General features: G+C 32.1%; 26 protein-coding genes, 1 riboswitch and 1 other annotated feature. Of the genes, 25 read left to right on the top strand and 1 reads right to left on the bottom strand.

Annotated features, from left to right (window positions below; all coding sequences use genetic code 11):
- Window positions 1-86: 86 nt before the first annotated feature.
- The 23 genes from ACJDUG_RS08975 to ACJDUG_RS08865 all read left to right on the top strand — a co-directional run bounded on the left by ACJDUG_RS08975 (window position 87) and on the right by ACJDUG_RS08865 (window position 23141).
- Window positions 87-578 carry a Csac_0668 family 2Fe-2S cluster-binding (seleno)protein gene (locus ACJDUG_RS08975; protein WP_406769613.1) on the top strand — a complete coding sequence of 164 codons (492 nt, stop codon included), beginning with the start codon at window positions 87-89 and terminating at the stop codon, window positions 576-578.
- Window positions 579-615: 37 nt separating this feature from the next.
- Complete coding sequence (locus ACJDUG_RS08970) at window positions 616-1236, top strand: HAD family hydrolase (RefSeq protein ID WP_406769545.1); 621 nt, start codon at window positions 616-618, stop codon at window positions 1234-1236.
- A gap of 66 nt (window positions 1237-1302) precedes the next feature.
- Window positions 1303-1387: riboswitch (cyclic di-GMP riboswitch) on the top strand.
- Between the two features lie 19 nt (window positions 1388-1406).
- On the top strand, window positions 1407-2612 hold the full coding sequence (locus tag ACJDUG_RS08965; RefSeq protein WP_406769544.1) for a hypothetical protein: 1206 nt from the start codon (window positions 1407-1409) through the stop codon (window positions 2610-2612).
- 152 nt (window positions 2613-2764) lie between these two features.
- Entirely contained in the window at window positions 2765-3211 is a 447-nt protein-coding gene (locus ACJDUG_RS08960) for an RrF2 family transcriptional regulator (protein ID WP_406769612.1), read from the top strand.
- Window positions 3204-4388, top strand: coding sequence for a cysteine desulfurase NifS (gene nifS / locus ACJDUG_RS08955; protein WP_406769543.1), 1185 nt, complete (start codon window positions 3204-3206; stop codon window positions 4386-4388). The genes ACJDUG_RS08960 and nifS overlap by 8 nt, the downstream gene beginning before the upstream one ends.
- 2 nt (window positions 4389-4390) lie before the next feature.
- Window positions 4391-4816 (top strand): Fe-S cluster assembly scaffold protein NifU, encoded by a 426-nt coding sequence (gene nifU / locus ACJDUG_RS08950; RefSeq protein WP_406769542.1) that lies wholly within the window; start codon window positions 4391-4393, stop codon window positions 4814-4816.
- A 133-nt stretch (window positions 4817-4949) separates the two neighbouring features.
- Entirely contained in the window at window positions 4950-5459 is a 510-nt protein-coding gene (locus tag ACJDUG_RS08945; RefSeq protein WP_406769541.1) for a PRC-barrel domain-containing protein, read from the top strand.
- Window positions 5443-6456, top strand: a complete 1014-nt coding sequence (locus tag ACJDUG_RS08940) for an AI-2E family transporter (RefSeq protein ID WP_406769540.1) — start codon at window positions 5443-5445, stop codon at window positions 6454-6456. The genes ACJDUG_RS08945 and ACJDUG_RS08940 overlap by 17 nt, the downstream gene beginning before the upstream one ends.
- A gap of 189 nt (window positions 6457-6645) precedes the next feature.
- Window positions 6646-6819 (top strand) — a binding site (T-box leader).
- A 127-nt stretch (window positions 6820-6946) separates the two neighbouring features.
- A complete protein-coding gene (gene alaS / locus ACJDUG_RS08935) occupies window positions 6947-9586 on the top strand; it encodes an alanine--tRNA ligase (protein ID WP_406769539.1) in 2640 nt (879 codons plus the stop codon).
- Window positions 9587-9671: 85 nt separating this feature from the next.
- A complete protein-coding gene (locus ACJDUG_RS08930) occupies window positions 9672-9929 on the top strand; it encodes an IreB family regulatory phosphoprotein (protein ID WP_406764700.1) in 258 nt (85 codons plus the stop codon).
- 130 nt (window positions 9930-10059) lie between these two features.
- Window positions 10060-10473 (top strand): Holliday junction resolvase RuvX, encoded by a 414-nt coding sequence (gene ruvX, locus ACJDUG_RS08925; protein ID WP_406769538.1) that lies wholly within the window; start codon window positions 10060-10062, stop codon window positions 10471-10473.
- Window positions 10474-10532: 59 nt separating this feature from the next.
- Complete coding sequence (locus ACJDUG_RS08920) at window positions 10533-10796, top strand: DUF1292 domain-containing protein (protein WP_406769537.1); 264 nt, start codon at window positions 10533-10535, stop codon at window positions 10794-10796.
- 19 nt (window positions 10797-10815) lie between these two features.
- The gene (locus tag ACJDUG_RS08915; protein WP_406769536.1) at window positions 10816-11271 is read left to right on the top strand and encodes a Fur family transcriptional regulator; all 456 of its coding nucleotides are present in this window, start codon (window positions 10816-10818) and stop codon (window positions 11269-11271) included.
- A gap of 67 nt (window positions 11272-11338) precedes the next feature.
- On the top strand, window positions 11339-12997 hold the full coding sequence (locus tag ACJDUG_RS08910) for a ribonuclease J (protein ID WP_406769535.1): 1659 nt from the start codon (window positions 11339-11341) through the stop codon (window positions 12995-12997).
- 165 nt (window positions 12998-13162) lie between these two features.
- A complete protein-coding gene (typA, locus tag ACJDUG_RS08905) occupies window positions 13163-14986 on the top strand; it encodes a translational GTPase TypA (RefSeq protein ID WP_406769534.1) in 1824 nt (607 codons plus the stop codon).
- Between the two features lie 16 nt (window positions 14987-15002).
- Window positions 15003-16034 carry an endolytic transglycosylase MltG gene (gene mltG / locus ACJDUG_RS08900; protein WP_406769533.1) on the top strand — a complete coding sequence of 344 codons (1032 nt, stop codon included), beginning with the start codon at window positions 15003-15005 and terminating at the stop codon, window positions 16032-16034.
- 27 nt (window positions 16035-16061) lie between these two features.
- Window positions 16062-16706 carry an O-methyltransferase gene (locus tag ACJDUG_RS08895; RefSeq protein WP_406769532.1) on the top strand — a complete coding sequence of 215 codons (645 nt, stop codon included), beginning with the start codon at window positions 16062-16064 and terminating at the stop codon, window positions 16704-16706.
- Window positions 16707-16710: 4 nt separating this feature from the next.
- A complete protein-coding gene (locus ACJDUG_RS08890) occupies window positions 16711-17952 on the top strand; it encodes a peptidase U32 family protein (RefSeq protein ID WP_406769531.1) in 1242 nt (413 codons plus the stop codon).
- 68 nt (window positions 17953-18020) lie between these two features.
- On the top strand, window positions 18021-18653 hold the full coding sequence (udk, locus tag ACJDUG_RS08885) for a uridine kinase (protein ID WP_406769530.1): 633 nt from the start codon (window positions 18021-18023) through the stop codon (window positions 18651-18653).
- Window positions 18654-18703: 50 nt separating this feature from the next.
- Window positions 18704-20350 (top strand): penicillin-binding transpeptidase domain-containing protein, encoded by a 1647-nt coding sequence (locus ACJDUG_RS08880; RefSeq protein WP_406769529.1) that lies wholly within the window; start codon window positions 18704-18706, stop codon window positions 20348-20350.
- Window positions 20351-20430: 80 nt separating this feature from the next.
- Entirely contained in the window at window positions 20431-21138 is a 708-nt protein-coding gene (gene sigK, locus ACJDUG_RS08875; RefSeq protein WP_406769528.1) for an RNA polymerase sporulation sigma factor SigK, read from the top strand.
- Window positions 21139-21310: 172 nt separating this feature from the next.
- Window positions 21311-22099 carry a shikimate dehydrogenase gene (aroE, locus tag ACJDUG_RS08870; RefSeq protein ID WP_406769527.1) on the top strand — a complete coding sequence of 263 codons (789 nt, stop codon included), beginning with the start codon at window positions 21311-21313 and terminating at the stop codon, window positions 22097-22099.
- Window positions 22086-23141, top strand: a complete 1056-nt coding sequence (locus ACJDUG_RS08865) for a type IV pilus twitching motility protein PilT (protein WP_406769526.1) — start codon at window positions 22086-22088, stop codon at window positions 23139-23141. The genes aroE and ACJDUG_RS08865 overlap by 14 nt, the downstream gene beginning before the upstream one ends.
- 93 nt (window positions 23142-23234) lie before the next feature.
- Here the strand turns inward: ACJDUG_RS08865 and ACJDUG_RS08860 are convergent, their stop codons facing one another.
- A complete protein-coding gene (locus ACJDUG_RS08860; protein ID WP_406769525.1) occupies window positions 23235-23399 on the bottom strand; it encodes a hypothetical protein in 165 nt (54 codons plus the stop codon).
- A gap of 403 nt (window positions 23400-23802) precedes the next feature.
- Between ACJDUG_RS08860 and ACJDUG_RS08855 the strand changes: the two genes are divergently transcribed.
- Together ACJDUG_RS08855 and ftsA are read left to right on the top strand one after the other, a co-directional pair.
- Complete coding sequence (locus ACJDUG_RS08855; RefSeq protein WP_406769611.1) at window positions 23803-25110, top strand: glycosyltransferase family 2 protein; 1308 nt, start codon at window positions 23803-23805, stop codon at window positions 25108-25110.
- Between the two features lie 134 nt (window positions 25111-25244).
- Window positions 25245-26516 carry a cell division protein FtsA gene (gene ftsA / locus ACJDUG_RS08850; protein WP_406769524.1) on the top strand — a complete coding sequence of 424 codons (1272 nt, stop codon included), beginning with the start codon at window positions 25245-25247 and terminating at the stop codon, window positions 26514-26516.
- Window positions 26517-26524 lie beyond the last annotated feature (8 nt).

Below are 26524 nucleotides of genomic sequence, written 5' to 3'. Positions count from 1 at the left end.
ATTAAAATAGAATTAAAATGTTTTTTAAGGAAATGTTTGATAGATCACAGCTAATTATTAAATAAGAAATGGAGAGATTATTTACAATGGATGTTCGAGATTTAAAAAAGTCCTGTTGAGGAAGTGAGCAGAAATCTACTGGTGCAGTAGAAGGAAATATATTATGCCCTGAATGTAATAGAAAAGGCGTTCAGGTAAAAAATATTACTGTTAAGCATTTAATTAAAGAGGAATTTTCGAAGGAAATTAAAGAAGCTTCTTATTTAATTTGCATGAATGAAGAATGCAATATAGTCTATTTTAACTCAGAGTTAAATGAAGCCTATAATAAGCAGCAGATAAAAGTCCCTATATGGTATAAGAAAGATGCAAACCCAAAATATATATGCTATTGTAATCAAGTTACTGAGCAGCAAATTATAAATGGTGTATTAAAGGATGGAGCAAAAGATATAAAAGATATTATAAGACTTACCGGAGCAATGAAAAACGGTAACTGTGAATTAAATAATCCCTTAGGCAAATGCTGCAGTCCAATTATTCAAGAAACAATTAATAAAACATTGAAGTTAAAGTAGAAGGTAAATAGTACTTATTAAGAAAGCAGGATTACTAATGAAAAATATTATATTTGATATTGACGGTACATTATGGGACACTACAGAAGTTGTTGCAAAGGCTTGGAGCAGAGCAGTTAAAGAAATAGGTGCCACCTCTGCAATAATTTCTCCTGAGATTTTAAAAAAAGAGTTTGGGAAAACCATGGAAGTAATAGCAGAGGATCTATTCTACGACGTAGATAAACAGAAAAAAGTGAAGTTAATTGAATTATGCTGTAAATACGAAGAAGAAGCTTTAAGTGAGGTTACTGATAATCTGTTATATCCCAATGTAAAGGATACTCTAATTAAGCTATCTAAGAGCTTCCGGTTATTTATTGTTAGTAATTGTCAGTCAGGTTATATAGAACTCTTCATGGAAAAGGCCGGAGTAAAGGAATATATTACTGATTATGAATGCTATGGAAATACTGGCAGAGGTAAGGGTGAAAATATCAAAGGTGTTATAGATAGAAATAATTTAGAAGATGTTGTATATGTTGGGGATACCCAAGGTGATTATGAAGCAACAGTATTTACTAAAATTCCATTTATATATGCAAAATATGGCTTTGGAAGTCCTGAGGACTGTTATTTAGCTATCGATAGCATAGATGAATTACTAAATTCTTTTTAGTTTAGCTCAAAAAATATAAAATTACTAAAATTCCCCTTTTCCTCTTTATAAATATATAGTATAATATTGGAAAGTGGAAGCAATGATATATAGTTGGCAAATTGGACACTTAAACTATATTGAGCTAGTAGTGTAACCGGCCTCTTAGCAAACTCTAGGAGGAGATATTAATGAACAAGAAATTACCATTTGTTGCAGTACTTTCAAGTCTTTTGGTTTTAAACACAGCTTCTATTGCCTTTGCAGCACCTGCATCTGCAAACACAGTTATTACTGGGAGAACGGAGCAAGGTAATCAGTCAGGAGTTATTCTGCCTGCTGTAGTTACTAAGCAAATAAATCACAATGTTACAAACTCAGTAACTCTTACCGGAACTATTATTATTGACGGACCTCAATTAGTATTAACTGTTTTAGAACCAAACGGTACTGAGGTTCCATCTAGCAACATCACCTATGTAAAGGCTGATGATAAAACTTATAATTATTCCATTACTGTAAACCCATCTTCCTTTAAGGGTTACGTAAATTATACTTTAAAGGCAAAAACAGTTTATATTAATGGGAAGAATGCAGGGCAAACTCATACTACAGCTCCAGTTACTACTCAAACAATTCATGTTTCTTATGTTGATCATTTTAATTACACTAATTTTACCTGGGGTGCTTACGACAGACAAAACAATGAGTACCCATATTCTTATAATCTTGTAAAGGTTTGGGATGATGGCAAAGAAGTTATGCAGGATCCTACAATAGGAGCTATTCCAGGTACAGATTCAGTGATAATTCAAGGCGCTGATGCTACCTATGATGGTGGAATTGCATTATTAGGTACAGAAGTTCCACCAGTAAATATTAGAAGTTTTGAAACACAAAGTCCAGTTTGGACCTATAATGAGGCTACTAAAAAATATGATTTAACCTTTGATTTAATTAAGAATTTAAGCAACGGTGGTTCCGAAACAGCTGCAGTGGCTACAGAAGGTGTAGCTCCTTTAGCTACTTGCTCTTATACTGCAAAGGATGGAAGATCACCTGAATTTTCACAAAGCTTTAACTTCACAGCACCAGCAGCACCTGTGCCAGTAGGCCCAGTTATATCAGATGTTGTAGTAAGTAATATTGACTCTATGTGGACTGGAAATCATGGTAATGGTGGAAACGTTCAAGAAAAATACATCTTGAGTTTTTACATAAATGGTGTATTTTATAGTGAGGATTTAACTACTAACTTTACTAAAAATTCATCAGGCTTATATGGCAGTCAGGACTTAACTTATAGTGCATCCTATAATGGCCAAACAATAATAATAAACTATACCTTGAAATATGTTGAGCCAGATTCACTAGAAGATAATACTAAAAATAATTAATTATAAAATTATGCAGTGCTCCAAAATGTCGTCACAAAGGACATTTTGGGGCATTTTACATTACTGCTATATAAACACTATTGTTGACAATTTCACTCTGATTTGCTATTATGTGTATGAATGATAACGATGAACATAAGGAAGTGAAATATATGAAGCTTTCTACTAAAGGACGATATGGAGTTAAAGCAATGGTGGATTTAGCTCTGCGCTATGGCGGCGAACCGGTTTCTATTAAAAATGTGTCTGAAAGACAGCATATTTCTGAATATTATTTGGAGCAGCTTTTCTCACCACTTAGAAAGGCAGGCTTAATTAATAGCATTCGTGGAGCACAAGGTGGTTATACTTTAAGCAGGGCACCGAAAGATATTACTATAGATGAAATTATGGAAGTGCTTGAAGGTCCAATTGAAATATCTAACTGTTTGGATGAAAAGAGCTGTGACAATGCTGATTGCTGTGCCACTAGGCTTTTATGGGCAAAGATAAAAAATAGTATTGATAGTGTAACAAAAACTACTACACTTCAGGATATAATAAATGATTATAAGAATATTAATACTAGCGACTTAGAAGGAGTGAACAAAAATGAATAAACCAATTTATATGGATTATTCTGCTACTACCTATGTAAAGCCAGAGGTACTAGAAGAAATGCTTCCATATTTTACAGAGAAGTTTGGTAACCCATCTTCTATTTACTCTTTATCAAGAGAAACAAAAAAGGCTATTGATAAGGCTCGTGACAGAGTATCTAAGGCAATAAATGCTGATTCTAATGAAATATTTTTTACAGCTGGCGGCTCAGAAGCAGATAACTGGGCTTTAAAAGGAGTTGCCTTTGCTAATTTTAATAAGGGAAATCATATTATAACTACAACAATTGAACATCATGCTATACTTCATACCTGTGAGTATTTAGAAAAACATGGCTTTGAAGTTACATATTTACCAGTTGATGAATATGGTTTTATTTCCTTAAAGGATTTGGAGAATGCCATTACTGATAAGACAATACTAGTTTCAGTAATGTTTGCTAATAATGAAATAGGAACTATTGAACCAATTAAAGAAATTGGTAAACTCTGCAGAGAAAAGAAGATAATATTCCATACAGATGCAGTTCAGGCAGTTGGAAGCGTTCCAATTGATGTTAAAGATATGAACATTGATCTACTTTCAATGGCTGCTCATAAAATCTATGGACCAAAGGGAACTGGTGCCCTTTATATTAGAAAAGGTGTTAAAATAGATAACTTAGTTCACGGCGGCGGCCAGGAAAGGGCAAGGAGAGCTGGAACTGAAAACATTGCAGGTATAGTTGGCCTTGGAAAAGCTATAGAACTTGCTACCTCTAATTTAGAAGAAAATACAAAGAGACTTGCAGCTCTTAGAGATAGATTGGTTGAAGGATTATTAAAAATACCATATAGCAGATTAAATGGACCAGTTAAGGAAAATAGATTACCTGGAAATTCAAATATTTGTTTTAGATTTATTGAAGGAGAAGCTATTCTTCTTTTACTTGACAGCATGGGAATATGTGCTTCTAGCGGAAGTGCATGTACTTCTGGTTCTCTAGATCCCTCACATGTTCTTTTAGCAATAGGACTTCCACATGAAATAGCACATGGCTCCTTAAGATTAAGCTTAGGGGCAGGTAATACAGAAGAGGAAATTGATTACGCTATTGAAACAGTAGGCAAGGTAGTAACTAGATTAAGAGAGATGTCACCATTGTGGGATGACTTTTTAAAGAAAGGAGAAAAATAATTATGTACAGTGAAAAAGTAATGGACCATTTTATGAACCCTAGAAACGTTGGAGATATTCCAGATGCCAATGGTGTGGGAGAAGTTGGAAATGCAAAATGCGGAGATATAATGAAGGTATATCTTAAAATAGAAAATGAAATAGTAACTGATGCAAAATTTAAAACCTTTGGATGCGGATCTGCTATAGCATCCTCTAGTATGGCTACTGAGCTTATAAAGGGAAAATCAGTTTCTGATGCATGGCAGCTTACAAACAAAGCTGTAGCTGAAGCCCTAGATGGTCTGCCACCAGTAAAAATGCACTGCTCAGTTCTTGCTGAGGAAGCAATCCATAAGGCAATAAACAATTATAGAATTAGTAAGGGACTGGAACCATGGGACTATAAAGAACATGATGATATTCATGATGAGGTTCATGGAGAGTAGTTAAGAATTTTATATTAAGAAGAACTTTAGAGTTTTATAATATACTCAAAAAGTTCTTCTTTTTTTAGTTATAATTTTAATTATTTGGGAAAAAATAATATATTATTATGCTGCAAATTATTTAGGTGGTACTATGTTTAGAACAAAAGATTTTGAAATGATGGATGTAGTTGATATTAAGGGGAAAAAGGTTGGCTTTGTAAAGGATATAATTATTGATTTTCATAGAGGAGAAGTACGGGGTTTTGTTGTTTCAACTTATAAACTAACTCAAAAGACAATAACGGTTTTAAAAGAGGATATTATTTCCTTTAATAAAGCAATGATTATCTCAAGTTATAGTAAAGAGAGCCTCCTTAAGTTTTCAGCTATTAAAAATATGGATATAGTAAATAGATACGGTGATATTATAGGAATGGTTGAGGATATCTTATTCTATGAATTTTCCTTTAAAATAACAGGACTTATTGTCTCTACCGGTTTTTTAAAAAATATTCTTAAAGGAAAGAGAATACTTTTAATGAAAAGTTTGATACTTGGAGATGAAAGTATACTATGTACTTCCTTAGATAGTGATATAAGTTTCTTAAGTGTTCCTCATAAAATATTTACGGAAGAAGAGTGTCATGAAGAAGGTATTTAAAATTTTATTAATGCTTATAGTCCTACTTTTAATAATCTATGTTTTGTTTAAAAGTGCCCTTTTTAAGGAAATGGTATATCTATTAGTAATGTCTTTTATCGCAGCCTATTCCTTGAAACCAATAATAAATTTAATGATAGAAAAGGGAATAAACAGAAAGCTCGCTGCCTTAAGCATTATTTTACTTGCTATTGTGCTCACTATAGTTTTTATAATTGTAATTATACCCTCCTTATTTAAGGAAAGCTTAAATATAAGTGATACATTACATAAAATTCAAAGCTATCTAGAAGGAATTTATAATAACTTAAAACCTCTACAAAATAATAGGACCATGTTTATCTTATTCGATGGCATAAATTCAAATATTAATAAGATGCTTTCTGATATGCTTAACAATATTTTTAAAGCTGCCTTAAATGTTGGAGAAAATCTTCTAACTTTATCCGTTGTTCCTATTATCGTTTATTATTTTCTAGCTGATAGTGAAATTATTTTCAATAAGATACTTGTTATTTTTCCTGTTAAAATTAGAGCAATAGTTAAAAAGATAATTGGAGATATAGATAAAATTCTAGGGAGATATATAGTAAGCCAATTTATTTTATGTATTATAGTTGGTATATTAACCTTTATTGTACTTATAATCCTACACGTAGATTATCCTTTACTTTTATCAGTTTTAAATGCTGTATTTAATATAATTCCTTATTTTGGCCCTCTTTTAGGCGGTATCCCTGCAGTGCTTATTGCCTTCTTAGGATCTACAAAGATTGGTATTTGGACTTTTATCTGTTTAAATATCATACAGACAATTGAAGGTAATATTATTTCGCCTAAGATTACGGGGGATAGTGTTAGCATGCATCCCTTAACTGTAATAATTCTTCTTATAATTGGAGGTAAAGTAGGAGGTTTTATAGGTATGGTGCTGGCTGTTCCTATAGGAGTTGTTATAAAGATAATTTATGAGGATTTAAATTATTATCTATTTTAGTAAAAATATACTATTAGAATTTAAACATTATTTGTTTTAATAAAGATAGGCTTATATAAAGGAACTATAGCTAACTGTTTTACTGCTTTTACTAAATAAGATTGAAGCTTTCAAAAACACTAAGGCAATTTCTTAAAAATCAAATATTGACATGTGGTACAATTTAACTTATAATTTTTATTAAATTAATATATGGTAATGACAAGAAGGAGTAATAATATTGAGGTATTAAGAGAGGAAGTGGCTGGTGAAAACTTCTTAGGAGATATTATGAAGCTGTCTTTGAGCCATGTTATGCTAAAGTGATACAATTATTTACATTGTATAATTAGGGTGGTACCGCGAACAACTTTCGTCCCTTTGGGATTTGAAGGTTGTTTTTATTTTATTTTACGGAGGTAAATGTCCTAAATGGACATTTACGAGTAATTTGCGAGCGGGAGCGAGTAATCTTAAATTACTCAGTGTTCCGACTAAAGGAGGAAATATTATGAAAACTATGGGACTAAATGAAATAAGAGAAAAATATTTAAGTTTTTTTGAAAGTAAAGAGCATTTAAGACTTAAAAGCTTTCCGCTTATACCTCAAAATGATAAGAGTTTACTACTGATAAATGCTGGTATGGCTCCTTTAAAGCCTTATTTTACAGGTCTTGAAGTTCCCCCAAGCAAAAGAGTAACTACCTGTCAAAAGTGTATTAGAACAGGAGATATAGAAAATGTAGGCAAAACCTCAAGGCATGGTACATTTTTTGAGATGCTTGGAAATTTCTCCTTTGGAGATTATTTTAAAAAGGAAATAATTCCATGGGCTTGGGAGTTTGTTACTGTTACTCTTGGCCTGCCAAAAGATAAATTGTTTGTAACTATATATCTTGAAGATGATGAAGCTTATGAAATTTGGAGCACTAAAACTGACGTTGATCCATCTAGAATTTTCAGATTAGGCAAGGATGATAACTTTTGGGAAATAGGCCAGGGACCTTGCGGACCTTGCTCTGAAATTCATTTTGATAGAGGAAACGGTCCTATTACAACTGTAGAGGATTTCGTAAAGGCTGCTGATGAAGATAGAATAGTAGAATTTTGGAACTTAGTATTTACACAATTTGATAAGGATGAAAACGGAGTTTATAACTTGCTTCCAAATCCTAATATTGATACTGGAATGGGACTTGAAAGAATTGCAACTATTATGCAGGGCGTAAACAATATATTTGAAGTTGATACAATAAAAAACATCCTAGATAATGTATGTAAAATTTCCAAGGTTACTTATGGAGCAGATGATAAAAACAATATTTCTATAAGAATAATTACAGATCACATTAGAAGCATGACCTTTATGATTAGTGATGGAGTACTACCTTCAAATGAAGGCAGGGGTTACGTGCTAAGAAGAATATTAAGAAGGGCTGCTAGACACGGCAGACTTCTTGGCATTAGCAATATATTCTTACATGAACTTTGCGATATAGTTATTGAGAACTCAAAAGAAGCATATCCAGAATTAATGGAAAGAAGAGACTTCATTAAAAAGGTAATTAAACTGGAAGAAGAGAGATTTGAAGAAACTATAGACAGCGGTATTGAAATTTTAAAGCAGTACATTATAGACCTTGAGAAATCTCATAACAAAACTTTACCTGGAGACAAGGCATTTAAGCTTTACGATACCTATGGGTTTCCACTTGAGCTTACTTTAGAAATATTAGAAGAAAAAGGGATGGTAGTTTCCATAGAAGAATTTAATTCAGAAATGAAGAGTCAAAGAGAAAGAGCCAGGGCTGCTAGAGGGGAATCTAATTATTTAGGAAACGATGATAATATATTAAACAAGATTCCAACAGATATAAATTCTAATTTTACAGGCTATGAATCTTTAATTTCAAATTCAAAGGCTGTATTAATTATTAAAGATGAGGAGTTTGTGTCCATTCTTCAAAAGGGTGACAAGGGTATAATTTTAACTTCTGAAACACCTTTTTATGCAGAAATGGGAGGTCAGATAGGTGATAAGGGAACCATTTATAATGATAATTTTAGTGCAGTTGTTTATGACTGCAAGAAAAATATTTCAGGAAAAATCCTTCATTTTGTTGAAGTTACAGAAGGATACATTGAGGAAGGTAACAATGTAATTCTTGAAGTTGATGAAAAAAGAAGAAATAGTATTAGAAGAAATCATACAGCTACTCATATGCTTCACAGCGCACTAAAAATGGTACTTGGAAATCATGTAAATCAAGCAGGTTCCTTAGTAGATGAGCATAAATTAAGATTTGACTTTACTCACTTTACTTCAGTAACCCTAGAGGAATTAAAGAAAATAGAAGCAATAGTAAATGAAAATATTATGAAGGTCTATAATGTAGATACTAATGTTATGAATCTAGAGGAAGCCAAAGAAAGCGGAGCAATGGCACTATTTGATGAAAAATACAAAGATGAAGTTAGGGTGGTTTCTGTTGGAGATTTTAGCAAGGAGCTTTGCGGAGGCACCCATGTTAAAAATTCTGGTGAAATAGGTGTCATTAAAATAGTTTCAGAAGCAGGGATAGCTGCAGGTATAAGAAGAATAGAAGCCGTAACAGGTTTCAATGCAATAAACTTCATGGAAGAAAAAGAAAATGTAATTAAAGATGCTGCTCTTAGCTTAAAGTGCTCTGAGAAAGATGTATTAAACAAAATTCATCTACAAGCTGCAGAATTAAAAGACAAAGAAAAGGAAATAATAGAATTAAAGCATAAACTAACTAGTAATGTAGAAGAAGAACTCTTAAGTAAGATTAAAGAAGTAAAGGGAATAAAATATATAGCTGCTTCTCTGCAGGATATAGATGCTGATTCCTTAAGAAATCTAGGGGATAAACTTAAGTGTAAAATAGGTGAAGGAGTCGTTGTTTTAGGAAGCGCTGTACAGGGCAAGGTTCAATTTGTTGCTATGGCAACTAAGCAAGCTGTAAGCAAGGGAGTACACTCAGGAAAGATAGTAAAAGAAATTTCTGCTATTGCAGGAGGCGGCGGTGGTGGAAGACCGGATATGGCTCAGGCTGGTGGTAAACTTCCTGAAAAACTTGAAGCTTCTATTAATAAAGTACAAGAAATATTGGATACCTTAGTAAAATAGTGTACTTTTAAAAAGAAATAGTATATAATGTTCTTAAAAGATACCTATTATCATTATTAAATGATAAAATGAGAGGTGAAACGTAATGGGATATAATAATGAAAATACTATTCAGTTCGATTTTTCAAAAGATAAAAAGGATTTGACAAAAGAAATCCTAAATGAAGTTTATAATGCATTAATTAAAAAAGGGTATAATCCAGTTAATCAGTTAGTAGGATATCTCATTTCTGGCGATCCAACTTATATTACTAACTATAATGGTGCGAGAGCATTAGTTAGGAAATTAGAGAGAGACGACATTCTTGAAGAAGTATTAAAGGCTTATCTTGGTATAAAGTAAAAATGCCCGTAGGGGCATTTTTATTTTAATATGACTTTGAAGGGACATAATTTATTAACTTTATTTATTGATGCAAATATTTTTTATCTTAATAAATTTTTATTAGTCACAGGCAGAAAAAGGAGTAAAAATGAGAATTCTTGGTTTAGATCTAGGTGAGAAGACTATTGGAGTAGCAATAAGCGATCCTTTAGGTTTCACAGCTCAAGGTGTTAAAACAATCTTAAGAAAAAATAAAAATGTAGATTTGGAAGAAATCAATAGTATATGCAAAGAATACAGCGTAGATACTATTGTAGTGGGTCTTCCTAAAAACATGAATGGCACTATTGGGCCACAGGGAGAAAAGGCTACAAATTTTGGCAAGCTTATAGAAGAAGCTTCAGGGGTACCCGTAGTTATGTGGGATGAGAGACTTACAACTGTCGCTGCTACTAGGGCAATGCTGGAGGCTGATTTGTCTAGAGCTAAACGAAAAAAGATAGTAGATAAAATAGCTTCAACCTATATACTCCAAGGCTATTTAGATAGTTTAAGTAAATAATATTGACATAATATACCACATAATGTAAAATAACTCTATTATGAAGGAGATAAATAACTATGGAAAATGATATAAGTTCAATCGTTCTTACAGATGAAAATGGTGAAGAAAAAGAATTTGATGTTGTAACTAAGCTAGACATTGAAGATAAGGAATATGTTATTGTAATTCCATCTGATGAAGAAGAGGAAGATGCAATAGCTCTTAGAATAGACAAAGACGAAAAAGGTGATGATGTACTAGTTACAATTGATGATGAAGAAGAGTTCGCTATGGTACAAGAAGCCTATGAATTAGTTTTTTCAGATGAAGATTTAAATTAATAAAAGGGGAAGGGTTATTATGCCTAAGTTGTCATCTAATGAAATCGAGAAATTAAAAAATAATCTTAAGGAAAAAGGTTATAAGCTTACACCTCAAAGAAGAGCTATAGTTGACAATATTATTAAAAATGAGGGAAGCCATCTTACAACAGAAGAGTTATATGATTTAGTAAAACAGGAGTGTCCGGAAATTGGTCTTGCAACTGTTTATAGAACTGTGCAGCTTTTAGAGGAACTTAATGTTGTAAGTAAATTAGACTTAAATGATGGCTGCTATAGATATGAATTAGTTCATGAGGATGAGAATCATCACCATCATCATTTAATATGCAGCAATTGCGGAAAAGTAATTGAGGTTCAAGGGGATTTATTAGAGGTGCTTGAACATGAAATAGAAAGCAAATATAATTTCAAAATTAAGAATCACAGCGTTAAATTTTATGGAATTTGTAATGAATGTAAAGATAAAATTTAGCTAAAAATAGCTAATTAAGCTATAATAAATAAATTTACAAAGGCAAAATTTTTAAAAGGAGGAAAACATGAAGAAGGAAAAAGATAAGATACGAATTATTCCTCTAGGCGGCTTAAACGAAATCGGGAAAAACTTAACTGCAATAGAATACAAGAATGATATCGTTGTTATTGATTGTGGTTTAAAGTTTCCAGACGAAGAAATGTTTGGAATAGATATTGTAATTCCCGATGTAAGTTATCTAGCAAAAAACATTGAAAGGGTACGAGGGATATTTCTTACTCATGGGCATGAGGATCATATAGGGGCCCTTCCCTATGTGTTAAAACAAATTAACGTGCCCGTTTATGGAACAAAACTAACTCTAGGTATTGTAGAGACCAAATTAAAGGAACATGGGCTTCTTAGCACGGTAGAACTTATAAGAGTAAATCCTAGAGATGTTATTAAGCTAGAAAATGTTTCAGTAGAATTTATTAAAACTAATCATAGTATTGCAGATTCCGTTGCAATTGCAATACACACACCTTTAGGCATTGTACTGCATACAGGTGATTTTAAAATAGACTATACGCCTATAGATGGAGTGGTAGCAGATCTGCCTAGATTTGCTGAACTTGGAAGAAAAGGTGTTATTGCAATGATGGCTGATAGTACAAATGTTGAAAGACCAGGCTATACGGATTCTGAAAGCACCGTTGGTGAAACCTTTGAGAATATTTTCTCAAAAGCAAAAGGTAGAATTCTTGTTGCAACCTTTGCTTCAAATATTCATAGGTTACAGCAAATTATGAATATAGCAGATAGATACGGAAGAAAGGTAGCAATATCCGGCAGAAGTATGGAGAATATTGTTACTGTGGCAGTAGAGCTTGGATATATTACTGCTGACACTAGTAATCTAATAAGTATTGATAACATCAATAAATATAATGATAACCAGATAGTTATTATTACTACAGGAAGTCAAGGAGAGCCCATGTCTGCACTTTCAAGAATGGCTGCTTCTGAACATAAAAAAGTGACTATTGTTCCAGGAGATTTGGTAATTATTTCAGCTAACCCAATACCAGGAAATGAAAAATTAGTTTCTAGGGTTATTGACCAATTATTTAAAAAAGGTGCTGAAGTAATATACGAAAATGTACATGTATCAGGCCATGCCTGCCAGGAAGAGCTTAAATTAATGCATACATTAGTTAGACCTAAGTACTTTTTACCTGTACACGGTGAGTATAGACATTTGAAACAGCATGCTGAACTTGCAATTAGGCTGGGACTGCCTGAAGCAAATACCTTACTTGCAGACAATGGTGAAGTCATTGAGTTAACGAGAGATTCTATTAAGAAAAATGGAACTGTTACTTCAGGGCAAGTGTTCGTCGACGGACTTGGAGTTGGCGATGTTGGTAATATTGTACTTAGGGACAGAAAACATTTATCACAAGATGGAATATTAACTGTTGTTGTTACAATAGAAAAGGAATCTGGAAGCGTAATAGCAGGTCCAGATATAATTTCCCGCGGTTTTGTATATGTCAGGGAATCAGAAAATCTTATGGAACAGGCTAGACTTATAGTTAAGGATGCTCTAAGAGAATGTGAGGAAAAACATATAACCGAATGGGCATCTATAAAATCTAACATCAAAGAAGTATTACGATTATTTTTATATGAAAAGACAAAAAGAAAACCAATGATACTGCCTATAATAATGGAAATATAAAACTTCCATTAATGCTAAGTTGACTTTTTATGTCCATAATATTAGAATAAGTATGATAAAAATAAATTGGATGCTGCCTAAGTGTCCAATTTTTGTTGTGTTTTAGCATTATTTGTTAATGTTTTAATATAATCAATAAAATTTGCACTATATTGGAGGATAAATATGAACTTATTTACAAGAAATGATATTAGAAATGTTGCAATTATAGCACACGTTGACCATGGTAAGACTACTCTAGTGGATGCACTTTTAAGACAAAGTCATATATTTAGAGAAAATGAAAAGATTCAAGAAAGAGTTATGGATTCAAATGACCTTGAAAGAGAAAGAGGAATCACTATTCTATCTAAGAATACTGCTGTTATGCATAACGGTATTAAAATAAATATAGTAGATACTCCTGGACATGCTGATTTCGGCGGAGAAGTTGAAAGAGTACTAAAAATGGTGGACAGCGTTATACTTGTTGTAGATGCTTTTGAAGGGGCTATGCCTCAGACTAAATTTGTTCTTAAAAAAGCGCTTGAACTAAAGCTGAGACCAATGGTTGTAATCAATAAAATTGATAGACCTGATTCAAGGCCTATAGAAGTTATTGATGAAGTATTTGACCTTTTTGTTGAGCTTGGAGCAGATGACAGTCAATTAGACTTCCCTATAATCTATTGCTCAGCTAAGGATGGAATAGCTAAAAAAGAAGTTGAAGATGAAAGCACAAATATGGATCCATTATTTGATGCAATCATTAAAAATGTTAAGGCTCCAGAAGGATATATTGATGAGCCAGTTCAATTACTAGTAACTACCTTGGATTCTAATGAGTATGTTGGGAAAATAGCAATTGGAAAAATAGAAAGAGGAACTCTAAAAAGAAATCAGCAGGTTGCACTAATTAGACGTGACAACAGCATAAGTAACGTTAAAATTTCTAGTCTATATGTCTTTAGTGGATTAAAGAAAGAAGAAGTAGAAGAGGCTAAGCTTGGTGATATAGTTGCTGTTGCAGGAATTCCTGATATCAATATAGGTGAAACTATTGCAGATGCAAGTAGACCAGAGGCTCTTCCTTTTGTAGATATAGATGAGCCAACCTTAAGTATGAACTTTATGGTTAATGATTCACCTTTTGCAGGTATGGAGGGGGATTATGTTACCTCACGTCACCTTAGAGATAGACTTTTAAAAGAAATAGAAACTAATGTAAGTCTTAGAGTAGAAGAAACTGATTCTGCAGATTGCTTTAATGTAAGCGGTAGAGGAGAACTACATCTATCTATATTAATTGAAACCATGAGAAGAGAAGGTTATGAATTCCAGGTTTCTAAACCATCAGTTATATTTAAAGAAGAAGCTGGAAAATTACTTGAACCAATAGAAAGGCTTACTATTGATGTACCTGAGGAATTTATGGGAGTTGCTATGGAAAAGCTAGGACCTCGTAAAGCTGAAATGGTTAATATGACTTCTGCTATAAATGGTTATACACGTTTAGAATTCTTAGTTCCATCAAGGGGCCTAATAGGCTTTAGAAGTGAATTCATTACTGATACAAGAGGCAATGGAATAATGAATCACGTATTAGAAGGTTATGACAAATATAAGGGAGAAATACCTGAAAGAAGCAGAGGCTCCATTGTAGTATTTGAAACTGGCGAAGCTATTACTTACGGTTTATATAATGCTCAAGAGAGAGGAACCTTATTTATAGATGCAGGTACACCAGTATATGAAGGAATGATAGCAGGTGAGAACTCTAGATCTGGAGATATTGAAGTAAATATTTGTAAGAAAAAGCATCTTTCAAATACTAGATCTTCTGGAGCAGATGACGCACTTAAATTAACTCCTGTAAGACAAATGTCCTTAGAACAGTGTCTTGAATTTGTTGCTTCTGACGAATTAGTTGAGATAACACCAAAATCAATAAGATTAAGAAAGAAAATATTAAGCAATGACCTTAGAAAGAAAACTATGAATAGAAAGTAATATATGGGGTGGGGCAATGAAAAAGGTATTTTCAGTTATTATTGTCATTTTAGTGGTACTAGGAATTTTAGGTTTTATAATTTATAAAGATGCACTAAAAACTATAAAGCATCCTTTTATAAATGCTGCTAGTAATGTAGAAGTAAAGGTTAATAGCGGGGACAGCTTAAATAGTGTTATCGAAGGCTTAACTTCAGAAAAAAAGATAGGTAATTCCTTCTTAATAAAATGGTATATTAAAAATCAAAAGTTAAGTTCAAATATTAAGCCTGGTTCTTACAGTTTTTCTGCTGATACTTCTATAGAAGATTTTGTGAAGGGCCTAGAAGAAGGCCGAGATAATTTAAATACCATTAAAATTACTATACCTGAAGGCTATGATATTGATCAAATTGCCCAACTTCTAGAAAAAAATGGCCTATTTAAAAAAGAAGATTTTATAAATGCAGTTAAGAGTTATAAATTGCCTTCTTATATAACGCCGGATGATAAAAAAAGATATGCATTAGAAGGCTACCTTTTCCCGGACACTTACCTTTTCAGTAAAAATTCAGACTGCAGCGAAGTTATAAAAACAATGCTCTCAAGATTTGAGGAGGTAGTTTCTGAAGTAAATAAAAGTAATAATGGAGCTATTAAGAACGAAAATATAGAAAATATTATTACAATGGCTTCTGTTATTGAAAAAGAAGCAGTTACAGAAAGTGACAGGCCAAAGGTTGCCTCTGTATTTTACAACAGAATTAATAAAAATATGAAGCTACAATCTGACGCTACAGTAATTTATGCATTAAATGTTCATAAAGAGGTAGTTTATACAAATGATTTAAAGGTAAATTCACCCTATAACACTTACCTTGTTCAAGGGTTACCAATAGGTCCAATATGTTCTCCAGGAAAGTCTTCCATTGAAGCTGCTTTAAAGCCTGAGAAATCAAATAATATTTATTTTATAATTATTAAAGATGGACCTCATTTTTTCAGTGATAGTTACAATGAATTTTTGAAAATAAAGAAACAATATATAGATTCAAAGATAAAAAAGTAAATTTAATTTTTGCAATTGGAGGATGCTATGAGTGGAATAACTTATGATTATATGGAGCATTATATTAAGGGCTTAATACCAGATAATACTGGTATTCTTAAGGAGTTGGAGCTTTATGCAGCAAAAAATTCTGTTCCTATAATTCAAAAGGAAGTTGGTAAGTTCCTAGAACTTATGATTACTCTAAAGAATCCTATTAAAATTTTAGAGCTAGGTACAGCCATTGGATATTCAGCTATTTTAATGGAGCTTAGCTCGAAAAATGCTGCTAAGGTTACAACTATTGAAAGGGATCCTAATATGGTAGCAATTGCAAAGGAAAATATTAATAATCATGGGTTTCAAGATCAAATTGAAGTTATTGAAGGTGACTGCCTTAAGGTTCTCGAAGGTTTAGATGACAAGTATGATTTAATATTTATGGATGCAGGAAAAGGCCACTACAATCATTTCTTACCTCATTGTCTAAGGCTTTTAGATAATAAAGGGATGATTATTGCAGATAACGTCCTTTTTAAAGGCATGGTAGCCTCAAAAGAGCTTTTAATAAGAAGAAAGATAACAATTGTTAAGAGGATGAAGACTTATTTAGAACTTATATCAAGCAATCCTGAACTTGTAACTTCAGTTATACCAATGGGAGACGGTATCGCAGTAACAACAAGGAGGTAAACAAATGAATAAACCAGAACTTTTAGCACCAGCTGGTAATTTAGAAAAATTGAAGACTGCTATAAATTTTGGAGCAGATGCAGTATATATGGGAGGCAGCAAGCTAAACTTAAGGGCCTTTGCTGATAATTTTAATAATGATGAGTTAAAAAAGGGAATAGAATATGCCCACGAGAGAAGTAAAAAGGTATACGTAACCTTAAATGTATTCCCTCACAACGAAGACTTAGAAGGCCTTGATGAATATTTAGAAGAGCTATATAAGTTAAATGTTGATGCAGTTATAGTCTCTGACCCAGGTATTATTATGACAGCAAAGGAAGTTGTCCCAGATTTAGAACTGCATTTAAGTACTCAAGCTAATAATGTGAATTGGAAAGCTGCTTCTTTTTGGCATAAGCAGGGTATTAAAAGGATAGTACTAGCTAGAGAATTATCTCTAGAGCAAATAAAAGAAATTCGAAGTAAATTACCAGATACCTGCGAATTAGAAGCCTTTGTTCATGGTTCCATGTGCATGTCCTATTCAGGCCGCTGCCTGTTATCTAATTATATGACGGGAAGGGATGCAAATAGAGGAGAATGTGCACAACCCTGCAGATACAAGTACTATCTAATGGAAGAAAAGAGACCTGGAGAGTATTATGAGGTTTTTGAAGATGATAAGGGAACCTATATTATGAACTCCAAAGATTTATGTATGATTGAACATATTCCAGAACTAATGAAATCAGGCATAACCTCATTTAAAATTGAGGGCAGAATGAAAAGCTCCTTTTATGTGGCATCAGTAGTGAAAGCCTACAGAGAAGCTATTGACTCTTATTTAGAAAATTCTAAGGAATATGTATTTCAGGATAAATGGATGACAAACCTAAAGATGGCAAGTCATAGAGAGTACCATACTGGATTTTACTTTGGTGAAAAAAACAAACAGGTTTATGGTTCCTCATCCTATATTAGAACTCATGATATAGTTGGTATTGTTAAAGAATATAATAAAGATACCAATATTGCAGTGATAGAACAGAGAAATAAGGTTTTTGATGGAGACAAAGTCGAAATTATGAGGCCAAAAGGTGATAATATAGAAATTACGCTAGATGATATGAAAGACGTAGATGGCAGCAAAATAGAATCTGCTCCTAGAGCACAGATGTTATTTACCATTATGACTAAGGAAGTACTTAAGGAAGATGATATGCTAATTAAAGCTAAGGAGGTTAAAGCCCTAAATGGGCTTTAACGAGCAATTAGCGAGCGGGAGCGAGTAAGTTTAATTGCTCAGTGCTCCGAGTAAAAGGAGGAGAAGTAATGGAACGTCCAATTCTAATAGGAATTGCAGGAGGTACTGGTTCTGGGAAAAGTACCATTGCTAGGGAGATATACAAGAAATTTGGTGAACAATGTATAGCCATGATTGAACAAGACTCTTACTACAAGGATCAAAGCGAGTTATCCTTTGAAGAAAGGGTTAAGACAAATTATGATCACCCAGATGCATTTGATACCCCTCTTTTAGTTAAACACTTAGATAGTTTACTACAAGGACAAGCCATTGAAAAACCAATTTACGACTTTGAAATTCATAATAGACAAAAGACTTCATTTAGAGTTGAACCAAGGGACATTATTATTCTTGAGGGTATATTAATCCTGCAAGAACCTGAAATAAGGAATCTATTGGACATAAAAATTTATGTTGATACTGATGCTGATGTAAGAATTATTAGAAGATTAATTAGAGATATAAACGAAAGAGGAAGAACTGTTGATTCAGTTATAAATCAATATCTAAATGTCGTAAGACCTATGCACCTGCAGTTTACAGAGCCTACTAAAAGATATGCAGATATAATTATCCCTGAAGGTGGACACAACAAGGTTGCTATAGATATTATTGTTGCAAATATAAAACAATTTTTACAAAAAGAAGAGGATTTATAGAATAAAACACCAAACTTTAGGCTAGAATTTAGCTAGGGTGAGGTGTTTTTATGCGTAGTAGAAAACTTTTAAAAAGAACCACATATTTATTTGCACTATATATTCTATTATTTGGTTTATTATGGTGGAGGCTAAAGATAGATACCGTCGATGATGCAGGAAAACTAGGGGTATGGGCAGATATGCAGTATAGTGAAAAAGTCAATCTCTCAGAATTGAATTATTCATTGCTTGATACAAATGGTAAATCTCTTTTAAACTACAAAAATAAATATTATGCCGTCATAGACGAAGGAGCCTTTAAAAAAAATAACTTAGATGCAAAGTCTGACAACTTATATGCCTTAATTTATATATTGCAGAGCTACAATCCTAGTTATGATTTGTCTACAATAGGTTTAAGTAACAAAGATCAAAAACTAACTTTTGAAGTTGATGAAAATACATATAATAAGCTAAAAAGTATAAAAGATGTTAAAGGCTTTTATATATATTCTTATTCTGAGGTAGATAGATCAAAAGCTTGGAAAATAGAAAATTTACTTACAAATATTATGGACCCATCTGGAGATCACAAAAAAAGTGAGGCTTCCTTAGAAATGCAGGTTTACAATAAAACTAAGAGTAATCAGCCGTCATATACTAAATTTACTAAGGACATCGATGGCAATATTACTTCTGAAACCAGCTTAAATTCTGAGAATAATAATAATGTAAGGCTTACAATAGACAAAAATATTGAAGATAAAATTAACGAAGCTTTAAATTCAAGTAAATACTCTAAATTTAATCAAATAAGCGCTGTTTTAATGGAAAGCAATACTGGTAAAATACTGTCTATGAATCAAAAGGACGATACTCAAGCCAATCTTAATTTAGGATCTAAGACTGAAAATGGCTTTGAACCTGGCTCAATATTTAAAGCTGTTGTGGAAGAAACAGGATTTATGCAAAAATCCCTGTCCTTGGCTGAGGAATTCTCCTGCAAGCAAAAAACTTACAGTGGGCTTTATGATAAATGTGGTGACAAGAATCATGGAATCTTAAATGCTGAGGATGCATTTGTAGCTTCCTGTAATAATATTTACGCTCAAATAGGAGATAAAGTAGGAAGAAAGAACTTTCTAGATACTGCCAGTAAGGAAGGCTTATTTAGTAGGGTTTTAGGCTTTGATAGTGAGGTTACAGGAGACTATGCTCAGCTAAAAGATTATGAACTTTCAGGTCAGCTGGCAATTGGTCAAAGCATGAGAATAACTCCTGTTCAGGCTTTAGCAATCCCAAATACCATTATTAATGGGGGAATTTATGTTAAACCTTATATTATAGATGCCTACGTTGATAACAATAATAATGTAAAGGAACAGGAACAAACTCAAAGTAGTAAAATCTTTGAAAAATCAACGGCAAATATTATGAAAAACGAAATGCTTAAGGTAGTAAGATATGGAACAGGAACTGCAGCTTATATAGATAATATAGAAGTTGGTGGAAAAACTGGTACTACTACTAGATATGATAACAAGACTAAGGCTTCAGACGGATGGTTTGCTGGTTTTTTCAAAATTAAAGATAAGTATTATTCTATGGTTGTGTTTGTAAAAGATATTAATGTTAATAACGAGGAGGCTGCTAATACTGCAGTTCCAATATTTAAAGACATTGTTTTATCTTTAAATAATTACCTCCAAAAATAATTTTATAAAACATATTAAATAGGAACATTTTTGAAAAATTTTTCATACTATATTAATAAGCACTATAAGGAGGATCAGCTTTGTTCTTCGTTAATTGTTTATTAGATATGGCTTCAAGTATGGCCTTTCTTGTTGGCTATGTTACCAATGGGAATTCCTTTCCCCAGCCTCTTGATGAAAAAGAAGAAGAAATATATCTTGAAAAATTTAAAAACGGTGATTTACATGCAAAGAGCATATTAGTAGAAAGAAATTTAAGATTAGTGGCACATATAGTGAAGAAATATTCCTATCCAGGTAAAGAAGTTGATGACCTTATCTCAATAGGCACAGTAGGACTTATTAAAGCTATTGATTCCTTTGATACCTCTAAAGGTACCAGATTGGCGACTTATGCGGCTAGGTGTATAGAAAATGAAATATTAATGTTAATAAGAAACAATAAGAAGACAAAGGGAGAGGTTTATCTTCAAGAACCCATTGGAGTGGATAAGGAAGGCAATGAAATTTCCTTAATGGATGTTTTAAGCAGTGATGATGATTCTATAATCGAGGTAGTGGAGACGAAAATCCAAGTTAAGAAGTTATACAGCAAAATTGAAAGTGCATTAGCTAAAAGGGAACAGCTTGTAATTGAAATGAGATATGGCCTTACTGACGGAAAGCCAAAGACACAAAGGGAAATTGCAAAACTTCTAGGAATTTCAAGATCTTATGTTTCTAGAATCGAAAAAAGAGCATTAAAGAAGTTATACAAAGAATTAAATTCACTTAAAAGTAATGGCTGAAATAAAGTTAAATGGGGATTTGAAATTGGAAGGTAGTTTCCTTAATTTCAAATCCTTAATATTGTTAAAAAATAGAAATTTATATTTTTATTAAAGGATTTTTATAATTTTTATTGAATAGATTAAATGGATAATGGAAATTTATTTTAAGAATAAAATTAGAGGTGTTAGCTTGAAAATTTGCGGATTACTTGGACAAAATATTAGTTACTCTAAATCACCTGAAATACATAGTGAATATTATAAGCATAAAGGTTATGGCCTTAGGTATAAAATATTTGATTTAGATGAAAAAGAAATTGGGGAGTTTATTAATAATTTAAGGAATAGTAATATTATAGGATTTAATGTGACAATACCCTATAAGGAAGAAATAATTAAATACTTGGATACAGTTACTTACCCTGCTAATAAAATTAATGCAGTTAATACTGTTCTTGTAACTGAAGATAAACTTGTTGGTTACAATACAGATTACTCAGGCTTTATGAAGAGCCTTAAAGTAAATAGCCTTAATATTGGAAATGGAAAGGCTTTAATAATAGGAGCTGGAGGCGCTGCAAAAGCAGTTTATCATGGGCTTATAGATTTAAATTGTAAAGACGTTGAAATTCTAACTAGAAGTGTTAATAAAGCTGCAGTGTATTTTGAAGATCATTGTAAAATATTTTCTTATGATTCTATAAAAGATTTAAGTAAATATAATATTATTATAAACTGCACTCCTTTGGGAAGCAAAAATCACATTAACATACTCCCTATTGAAGTAGACACAATTAAGGCTAATTGCATTGCCTATGATTTAGTTTATAATCCAACTCAAACAAGATTTATGTATGAGGCAAAAAAACGCGGAGCCATAGTTTTGAATGGTAAAGCTATGCTTAAATTTCAGGCCTATGAGGCTGCAGATATTTGGGCTGATTATTTATATGGAGGGTATAAACATGAAACTTATTGAGCTATTAGAAATTACTACAACAGAAGGTGCTTCTGACTTACATTTAACTGTAGGAATTCCACCAATAATCCGACTAAATGGAGAACTTATAAAAATAGCTACTAATAATCTTACGATGCAGGATACAGAGGTGTATACTAAAGAAATATTAAGCAGTATTGACTATGAGAATTACACGAAAAAGGGAGAAATTGATAAATCCTACTCTATTTCCGGGCTTGGAAGGTTTAGGGTGAACATATTTAAACAAAGAGGTAGTGATGCACTAGCAATTAGGTCTGTGGCTCTTAACATACCTACTTTAGTTGACTTAGGATTTCCACCTGTGATTAAAGAATTAACTGACAAGCAAAGGGGATTGGTACTTGTAACAGGTCCTACAGGAAGCGGAAAAAGCACAACTTTGGCAGCAATGATTAATGAAATTAATAATACACGTGCAGCTAATATTATTACCCTTGAAGATCCAGTAGAATATTTACATAAGCATAATAAAAGTATAATAAATCAAAGGGAAATTGGGAAAGATAGTCTTAATTATCAAAATGCATTAAAATCAGTTTTAAGGGAAGATCCTGATGTCATATTAGTAGGAGAAATGAGGGATATAGAGACCATATCCATAGCTATAACTGCTGCAGAAACTGGCCATCTTGTTTTCTCAACATTACATACAATTGGCGCAGCTAAAACTATAGATAGAATTATTGATGTATTTCCTCCTCATGCTCAACAGCAAATAAAAGTACAGCTTGCAGCCTTACTGCAGGGTATAATATCACAGCAGTTATTACCTAAAGCATATGGTAAAGGAAGAGTTGCAGCTTTAGAAATAATGATAGCTACCCCGGCAATTCAAAATTTAATTCGCGAAGGTAAAACTCATCAAATAGAATCCTCAGTTCAAACAGGAGGAAAATTTGGAATGAAAACCATGGATATGGCATTAGCAAGTCTAGTGAAAAAAGATATGATAACTGATGAGGTTTCATTAACTTATGCAGTGGATAGAGATATTTTAGAAAAGTTACTAATTTTATAGAAGCTATTTGAGTAATTCATTTTATATTTTTTAAATTGATTTTAACTTATGTTTAACTGTTACTTGGAATAAAAAAGGACCTATGGTCCTTTTTTAAAACATTAAATAATCTATCATTTTCAAACATTTATCATTATTACTTTTATCCATTTGTACCTTAAAAGCTTCTTTTTCAATTTTGGTGTTTTCCTTGATTATTTCATTACAAAATTTAATAATTAAATTTTCATTTACTACAACACTACTATTTTCTATCATATTAACCCTCCTCAATTTTTACAGTAATATAAAAATTGAGGCTTTACCAAAAGGATTCGTCCTTTTTGTGCAGCAGCTTTAAATCTAAATAATAAATTAATTTGTAGGGACCCATGAGGGCTACCTCCCTTATCTTGCTATTATATAACATATAATATTTTATGTTTATATTATAACACAAGGTGGAAATATATACAAATTAGCAAACTACAAAGAAGCTTAGGCAATTGCAATATTTCATTATAATATAGTGATTAGAAAATTTATTCTTCTTTACCTCCAAATTTCTTTAATATCTACAATTATGCTTACAAATATAAATTATTATAGATAAATAATAATTTTTCTATAGTATTTAAGTATAAATTGTGCTAAAATATCTGTGAACTAGGGGGGATTGATGTTGGAAATAATTAGAACACTAATGAAAATCAGTTCTCAAATTTTGAGTGCTTTTGTATTCATTGTATCTATGTATTATTTATGTATATCTTTTTTCGGGTTATACAAAAAAAAGGAAGTTAATAATGTAGAGCCTAAAAAAAGCTTCGCTTTATTGGTAGCAGCTCATAATGAAGAAAAGGTAATTCAAGATATTATATATAGCTTGAAAAGATTAGATTACCCCAAGGAATTATATGATATATTTGTTATAGCTGATAATTGTACGGATAAAACAGCGGCAATTGGCAGAAATGCAGGTGCTCTTGTTTATGAGCGATTTAGTAAAACTAAAAAAGGAAAAGGTTATGCTCTAGAATGGATGTTTGATAAAATCTTCAAGCTGGATAAAAAGTATGATGCAGTTGCAATTTTTGATGCTGATAACCTTGCTTCTAGAAACTTTTTAAGAGAGATGAATAATAAGCTTTGTAATGGCTTTAAGGTAGTTCAAGGATACTTAGATAGTAAGAATCCTACAGACACTTGGATAACCGGAAGTTATTCAATAGCCTTTTGGACTTCAAACAGAATGTTCCAACTATCTAGAAGAAATCTTGGTCTTTCCAATCAATTGGGAGGAACCGGCTTTTGTATAGACACAGAAACCCTTAAGGAGTTAGGATGGGGGGCTACCTGCCTAACAGAGGATTTAGAGTTTACTTGTAAACTTGTTTTAAACGGATGTAAGGTAGGCTGGGCTCACGAAGCCGTTATTTATGACGAGAAGCCATTAACTCTTTCCCAATCTTGGTGGCAGAGAAAAAGATGGATGCAGGGCTTTACTGATGTAGCTAGTAGGTATTTCTTTAAGCTTATGAAAAAAGGTATTGTAGAATTTAATATTACAGCAATTGACTGTGCATTGTACAGCATTCAGCCTATGGTAATTCTAATACTTGGAGTTGCAATGATATTTGATTATATCAGTAGAATTACTGCATTTAATTTGTCATCAATTATGAGTTTCTTCTCTAGTCTTGCAGATTCTCATAGTATAGTTAATTCATTAAATCTGGGGCAAATTCAAACAGCTACTATAGTGTTGTTTGTAGTTTCCATATTACAATTTATTTACACTCCAATAGTATTAATATTAGAGAAAAAACTTAACTTTAAGATCTTTTTATATTACATCATTTTCCCAATATACACTATTACTTGGGTTCCTATTTCTGTCCTTGGAATAATAGATAGAAATAAGAAAGAATGGAGCCATACAGCTCATACAAGAAGTGTGAATATAACAGACTTAGAAAAAGTTAATTAATTAAGAGAATAGCTTAAGCTATTCTCTTTTTTCTTCGATAATATATCTATAAAAAATTTCAAATTTTAGAGGAAAAATTAAATTCATGTTGAATATAATATTTAGGGTTCTTTTGTAAAGGGGGATAGGACTGAATGGATGAATATATTTATGCATTGGATATTGGATCTTCTAAAATTTGTGGTGCTGCCGGCAAACTTGAAAAAACTGGTAGGATTCAAATTGTAGGTGTTACAACTGTACCTTGTATTGGATTAAAAAAAGGTATTGTAGTTGATATAGATAGCACGGCATCCTCTATAAATAATTGCATAGAGCAATTAAAAAGAATGATTGACAGAGAAATTACTAAGGTATTTATCTCTCTTTCAGGAAGTATGTGTGAACTTATTCCGAGTAGGGGTGTTGTTGCGGTTTCTTCAGAAGATAGAGAAATAACTAAAAGTGATGTTAAAAGGGTTTTAAATGCTTCAAGAATTGTTCCTATCCAAAACAATAAAGAAATTATTGGAGTTATTCCTAAGCAATTTATAATTGATGGTTATGACAACATAAAAGATCCCGTTGGAATGTCAGGAATGAAGCTTGAAGTAGAATCTGAAGTAATAGTATCGCAGACAACAATTGTCAACAATTTATTGAAAAGTGTACATAAAGCTGGACTTCAAGTTGAAGGAATTGTCTTAGAATCTTTAGCTATTGCTAAAGCTGTAACAAAAAAGGACGAAAATCTAATTAATATAGCTATTATTGACGTTGGATTTGAAAAAACTGATATAGCTATATATAAGAATGGAAATTTAAAACATACTGAAGGTATCCCTTTAGGAGGTAATGCAATAACTAATGATATTGCATTTTGCCTAAAAGTACCTTATTCAGAAGCTGAAAAGTTAAAAATAAAATATGGGACAATGTTTAACACTAATTTTGATTCTAATGAAAATATTAAAGTAAATATATCAGATAATGAATCTATTATCGTAGATAGAAATACTTTAATGGCAATTATGGAAGCAAGAATAGAAGAAATTTTTTCGCTAATAAATAATAAATTAATTAATAATGGATTTATGGATGAAATTGATGTTATTATTTTAGCTGGTGGAGGAATTTCTGAGTTTAATAATATTTCTGAAGCTTGCCGTATAAAGATAAATAAACCTGTTAGAATCGGAGCGCCAGATTTTGTAGGTGCCTCAAATCCAATTTTTAACACAGCAATAGGAATTATAAAAGATGTCTATAGTACATCAAATTTTAAGAGCTTTACGGAAAGTAAGGAATTTGATTCTGAAAAGCCCACTAAAGTAAATAGAAATTATAATTCTGATAGTAGTAATGAGATAAAAAAGAATGAAAGTGTAATTACAAAAATAAAAGTCTTTTTAGCAGATTTTTTCTAATGAGGAGG

The sequence above is a fragment of the Candidatus Clostridium stratigraminis genome (genome assembly GCF_045310675.1).
GTDB lineage: Bacteria > Bacillota > Clostridia > Clostridiales > Clostridiaceae > Clostridium_AT > Clostridium_AT stratigraminis.
Note: the sequence above shows the minus strand (reverse complement) of the source record. Positions and strands in the feature narration are given on the sequence as shown.

Excerpts from the sequence above, each read along its gene's own strand:
- mltG (WP_406769533.1), top strand. The coding sequence starts at position 15,003 with ATGAAAAAGGTATTTTCAGTTATTATTGTCATTTTAGTGGTACTAGGA.
- ACJDUG_RS08860 (WP_406769525.1), bottom strand. The coding sequence starts at position 23,399 with ATGATAGAAAATAGTAGTGTTGTAGTAAATGAAAATTTAATTATTAAA.
- nifU (WP_406769542.1), top strand. The coding sequence starts at position 4,391 with ATGTACAGTGAAAAAGTAATGGACCATTTTATGAACCCTAGAAACGTT.
- ACJDUG_RS08960 (WP_406769612.1), top strand. The coding sequence starts at position 2,765 with ATGAAGCTTTCTACTAAAGGACGATATGGAGTTAAAGCAATGGTGGAT.
- ACJDUG_RS08915 (WP_406769536.1), top strand. The coding sequence starts at position 10,816 with ATGCCTAAGTTGTCATCTAATGAAATCGAGAAATTAAAAAATAATCTT.
- ACJDUG_RS08920 (WP_406769537.1), top strand. The coding sequence starts at position 10,533 with ATGGAAAATGATATAAGTTCAATCGTTCTTACAGATGAAAATGGTGAA.
- ACJDUG_RS08880 (WP_406769529.1), top strand. The coding sequence starts at position 18,704 with ATGCGTAGTAGAAAACTTTTAAAAAGAACCACATATTTATTTGCACTA.
- alaS (WP_406769539.1), top strand. The coding sequence starts at position 6,947 with ATGAAAACTATGGGACTAAATGAAATAAGAGAAAAATATTTAAGTTTT.
- ACJDUG_RS08940 (WP_406769540.1), top strand. The coding sequence starts at position 5,443 with ATGAAGAAGGTATTTAAAATTTTATTAATGCTTATAGTCCTACTTTTA.
- ACJDUG_RS08970 (WP_406769545.1), top strand. The coding sequence starts at position 616 with ATGAAAAATATTATATTTGATATTGACGGTACATTATGGGACACTACA.
- ACJDUG_RS08890 (WP_406769531.1), top strand. The coding sequence starts at position 16,711 with ATGAATAAACCAGAACTTTTAGCACCAGCTGGTAATTTAGAAAAATTG.
- udk (WP_406769530.1), top strand. The coding sequence starts at position 18,021 with ATGGAACGTCCAATTCTAATAGGAATTGCAGGAGGTACTGGTTCTGGG.
- ruvX (WP_406769538.1), top strand. The coding sequence starts at position 10,060 with ATGAGAATTCTTGGTTTAGATCTAGGTGAGAAGACTATTGGAGTAGCA.
- ACJDUG_RS08930 (WP_406764700.1), top strand. The coding sequence starts at position 9,672 with ATGGGATATAATAATGAAAATACTATTCAGTTCGATTTTTCAAAAGAT.
- ftsA (WP_406769524.1), top strand. The coding sequence starts at position 25,245 with ATGGATGAATATATTTATGCATTGGATATTGGATCTTCTAAAATTTGT.
- ACJDUG_RS08910 (WP_406769535.1), top strand. The coding sequence starts at position 11,339 with ATGAAGAAGGAAAAAGATAAGATACGAATTATTCCTCTAGGCGGCTTA.
- ACJDUG_RS08865 (WP_406769526.1), top strand. The coding sequence starts at position 22,086 with ATGAAACTTATTGAGCTATTAGAAATTACTACAACAGAAGGTGCTTCT.
- ACJDUG_RS08895 (WP_406769532.1), top strand. The coding sequence starts at position 16,062 with ATGAGTGGAATAACTTATGATTATATGGAGCATTATATTAAGGGCTTA.
- ACJDUG_RS08965 (WP_406769544.1), top strand. The coding sequence starts at position 1,407 with ATGAACAAGAAATTACCATTTGTTGCAGTACTTTCAAGTCTTTTGGTT.
- ACJDUG_RS08945 (WP_406769541.1), top strand. The coding sequence starts at position 4,950 with ATGTTTAGAACAAAAGATTTTGAAATGATGGATGTAGTTGATATTAAG.
- typA (WP_406769534.1), top strand. The coding sequence starts at position 13,163 with ATGAACTTATTTACAAGAAATGATATTAGAAATGTTGCAATTATAGCA.
- nifS (WP_406769543.1), top strand. The coding sequence starts at position 3,204 with ATGAATAAACCAATTTATATGGATTATTCTGCTACTACCTATGTAAAG.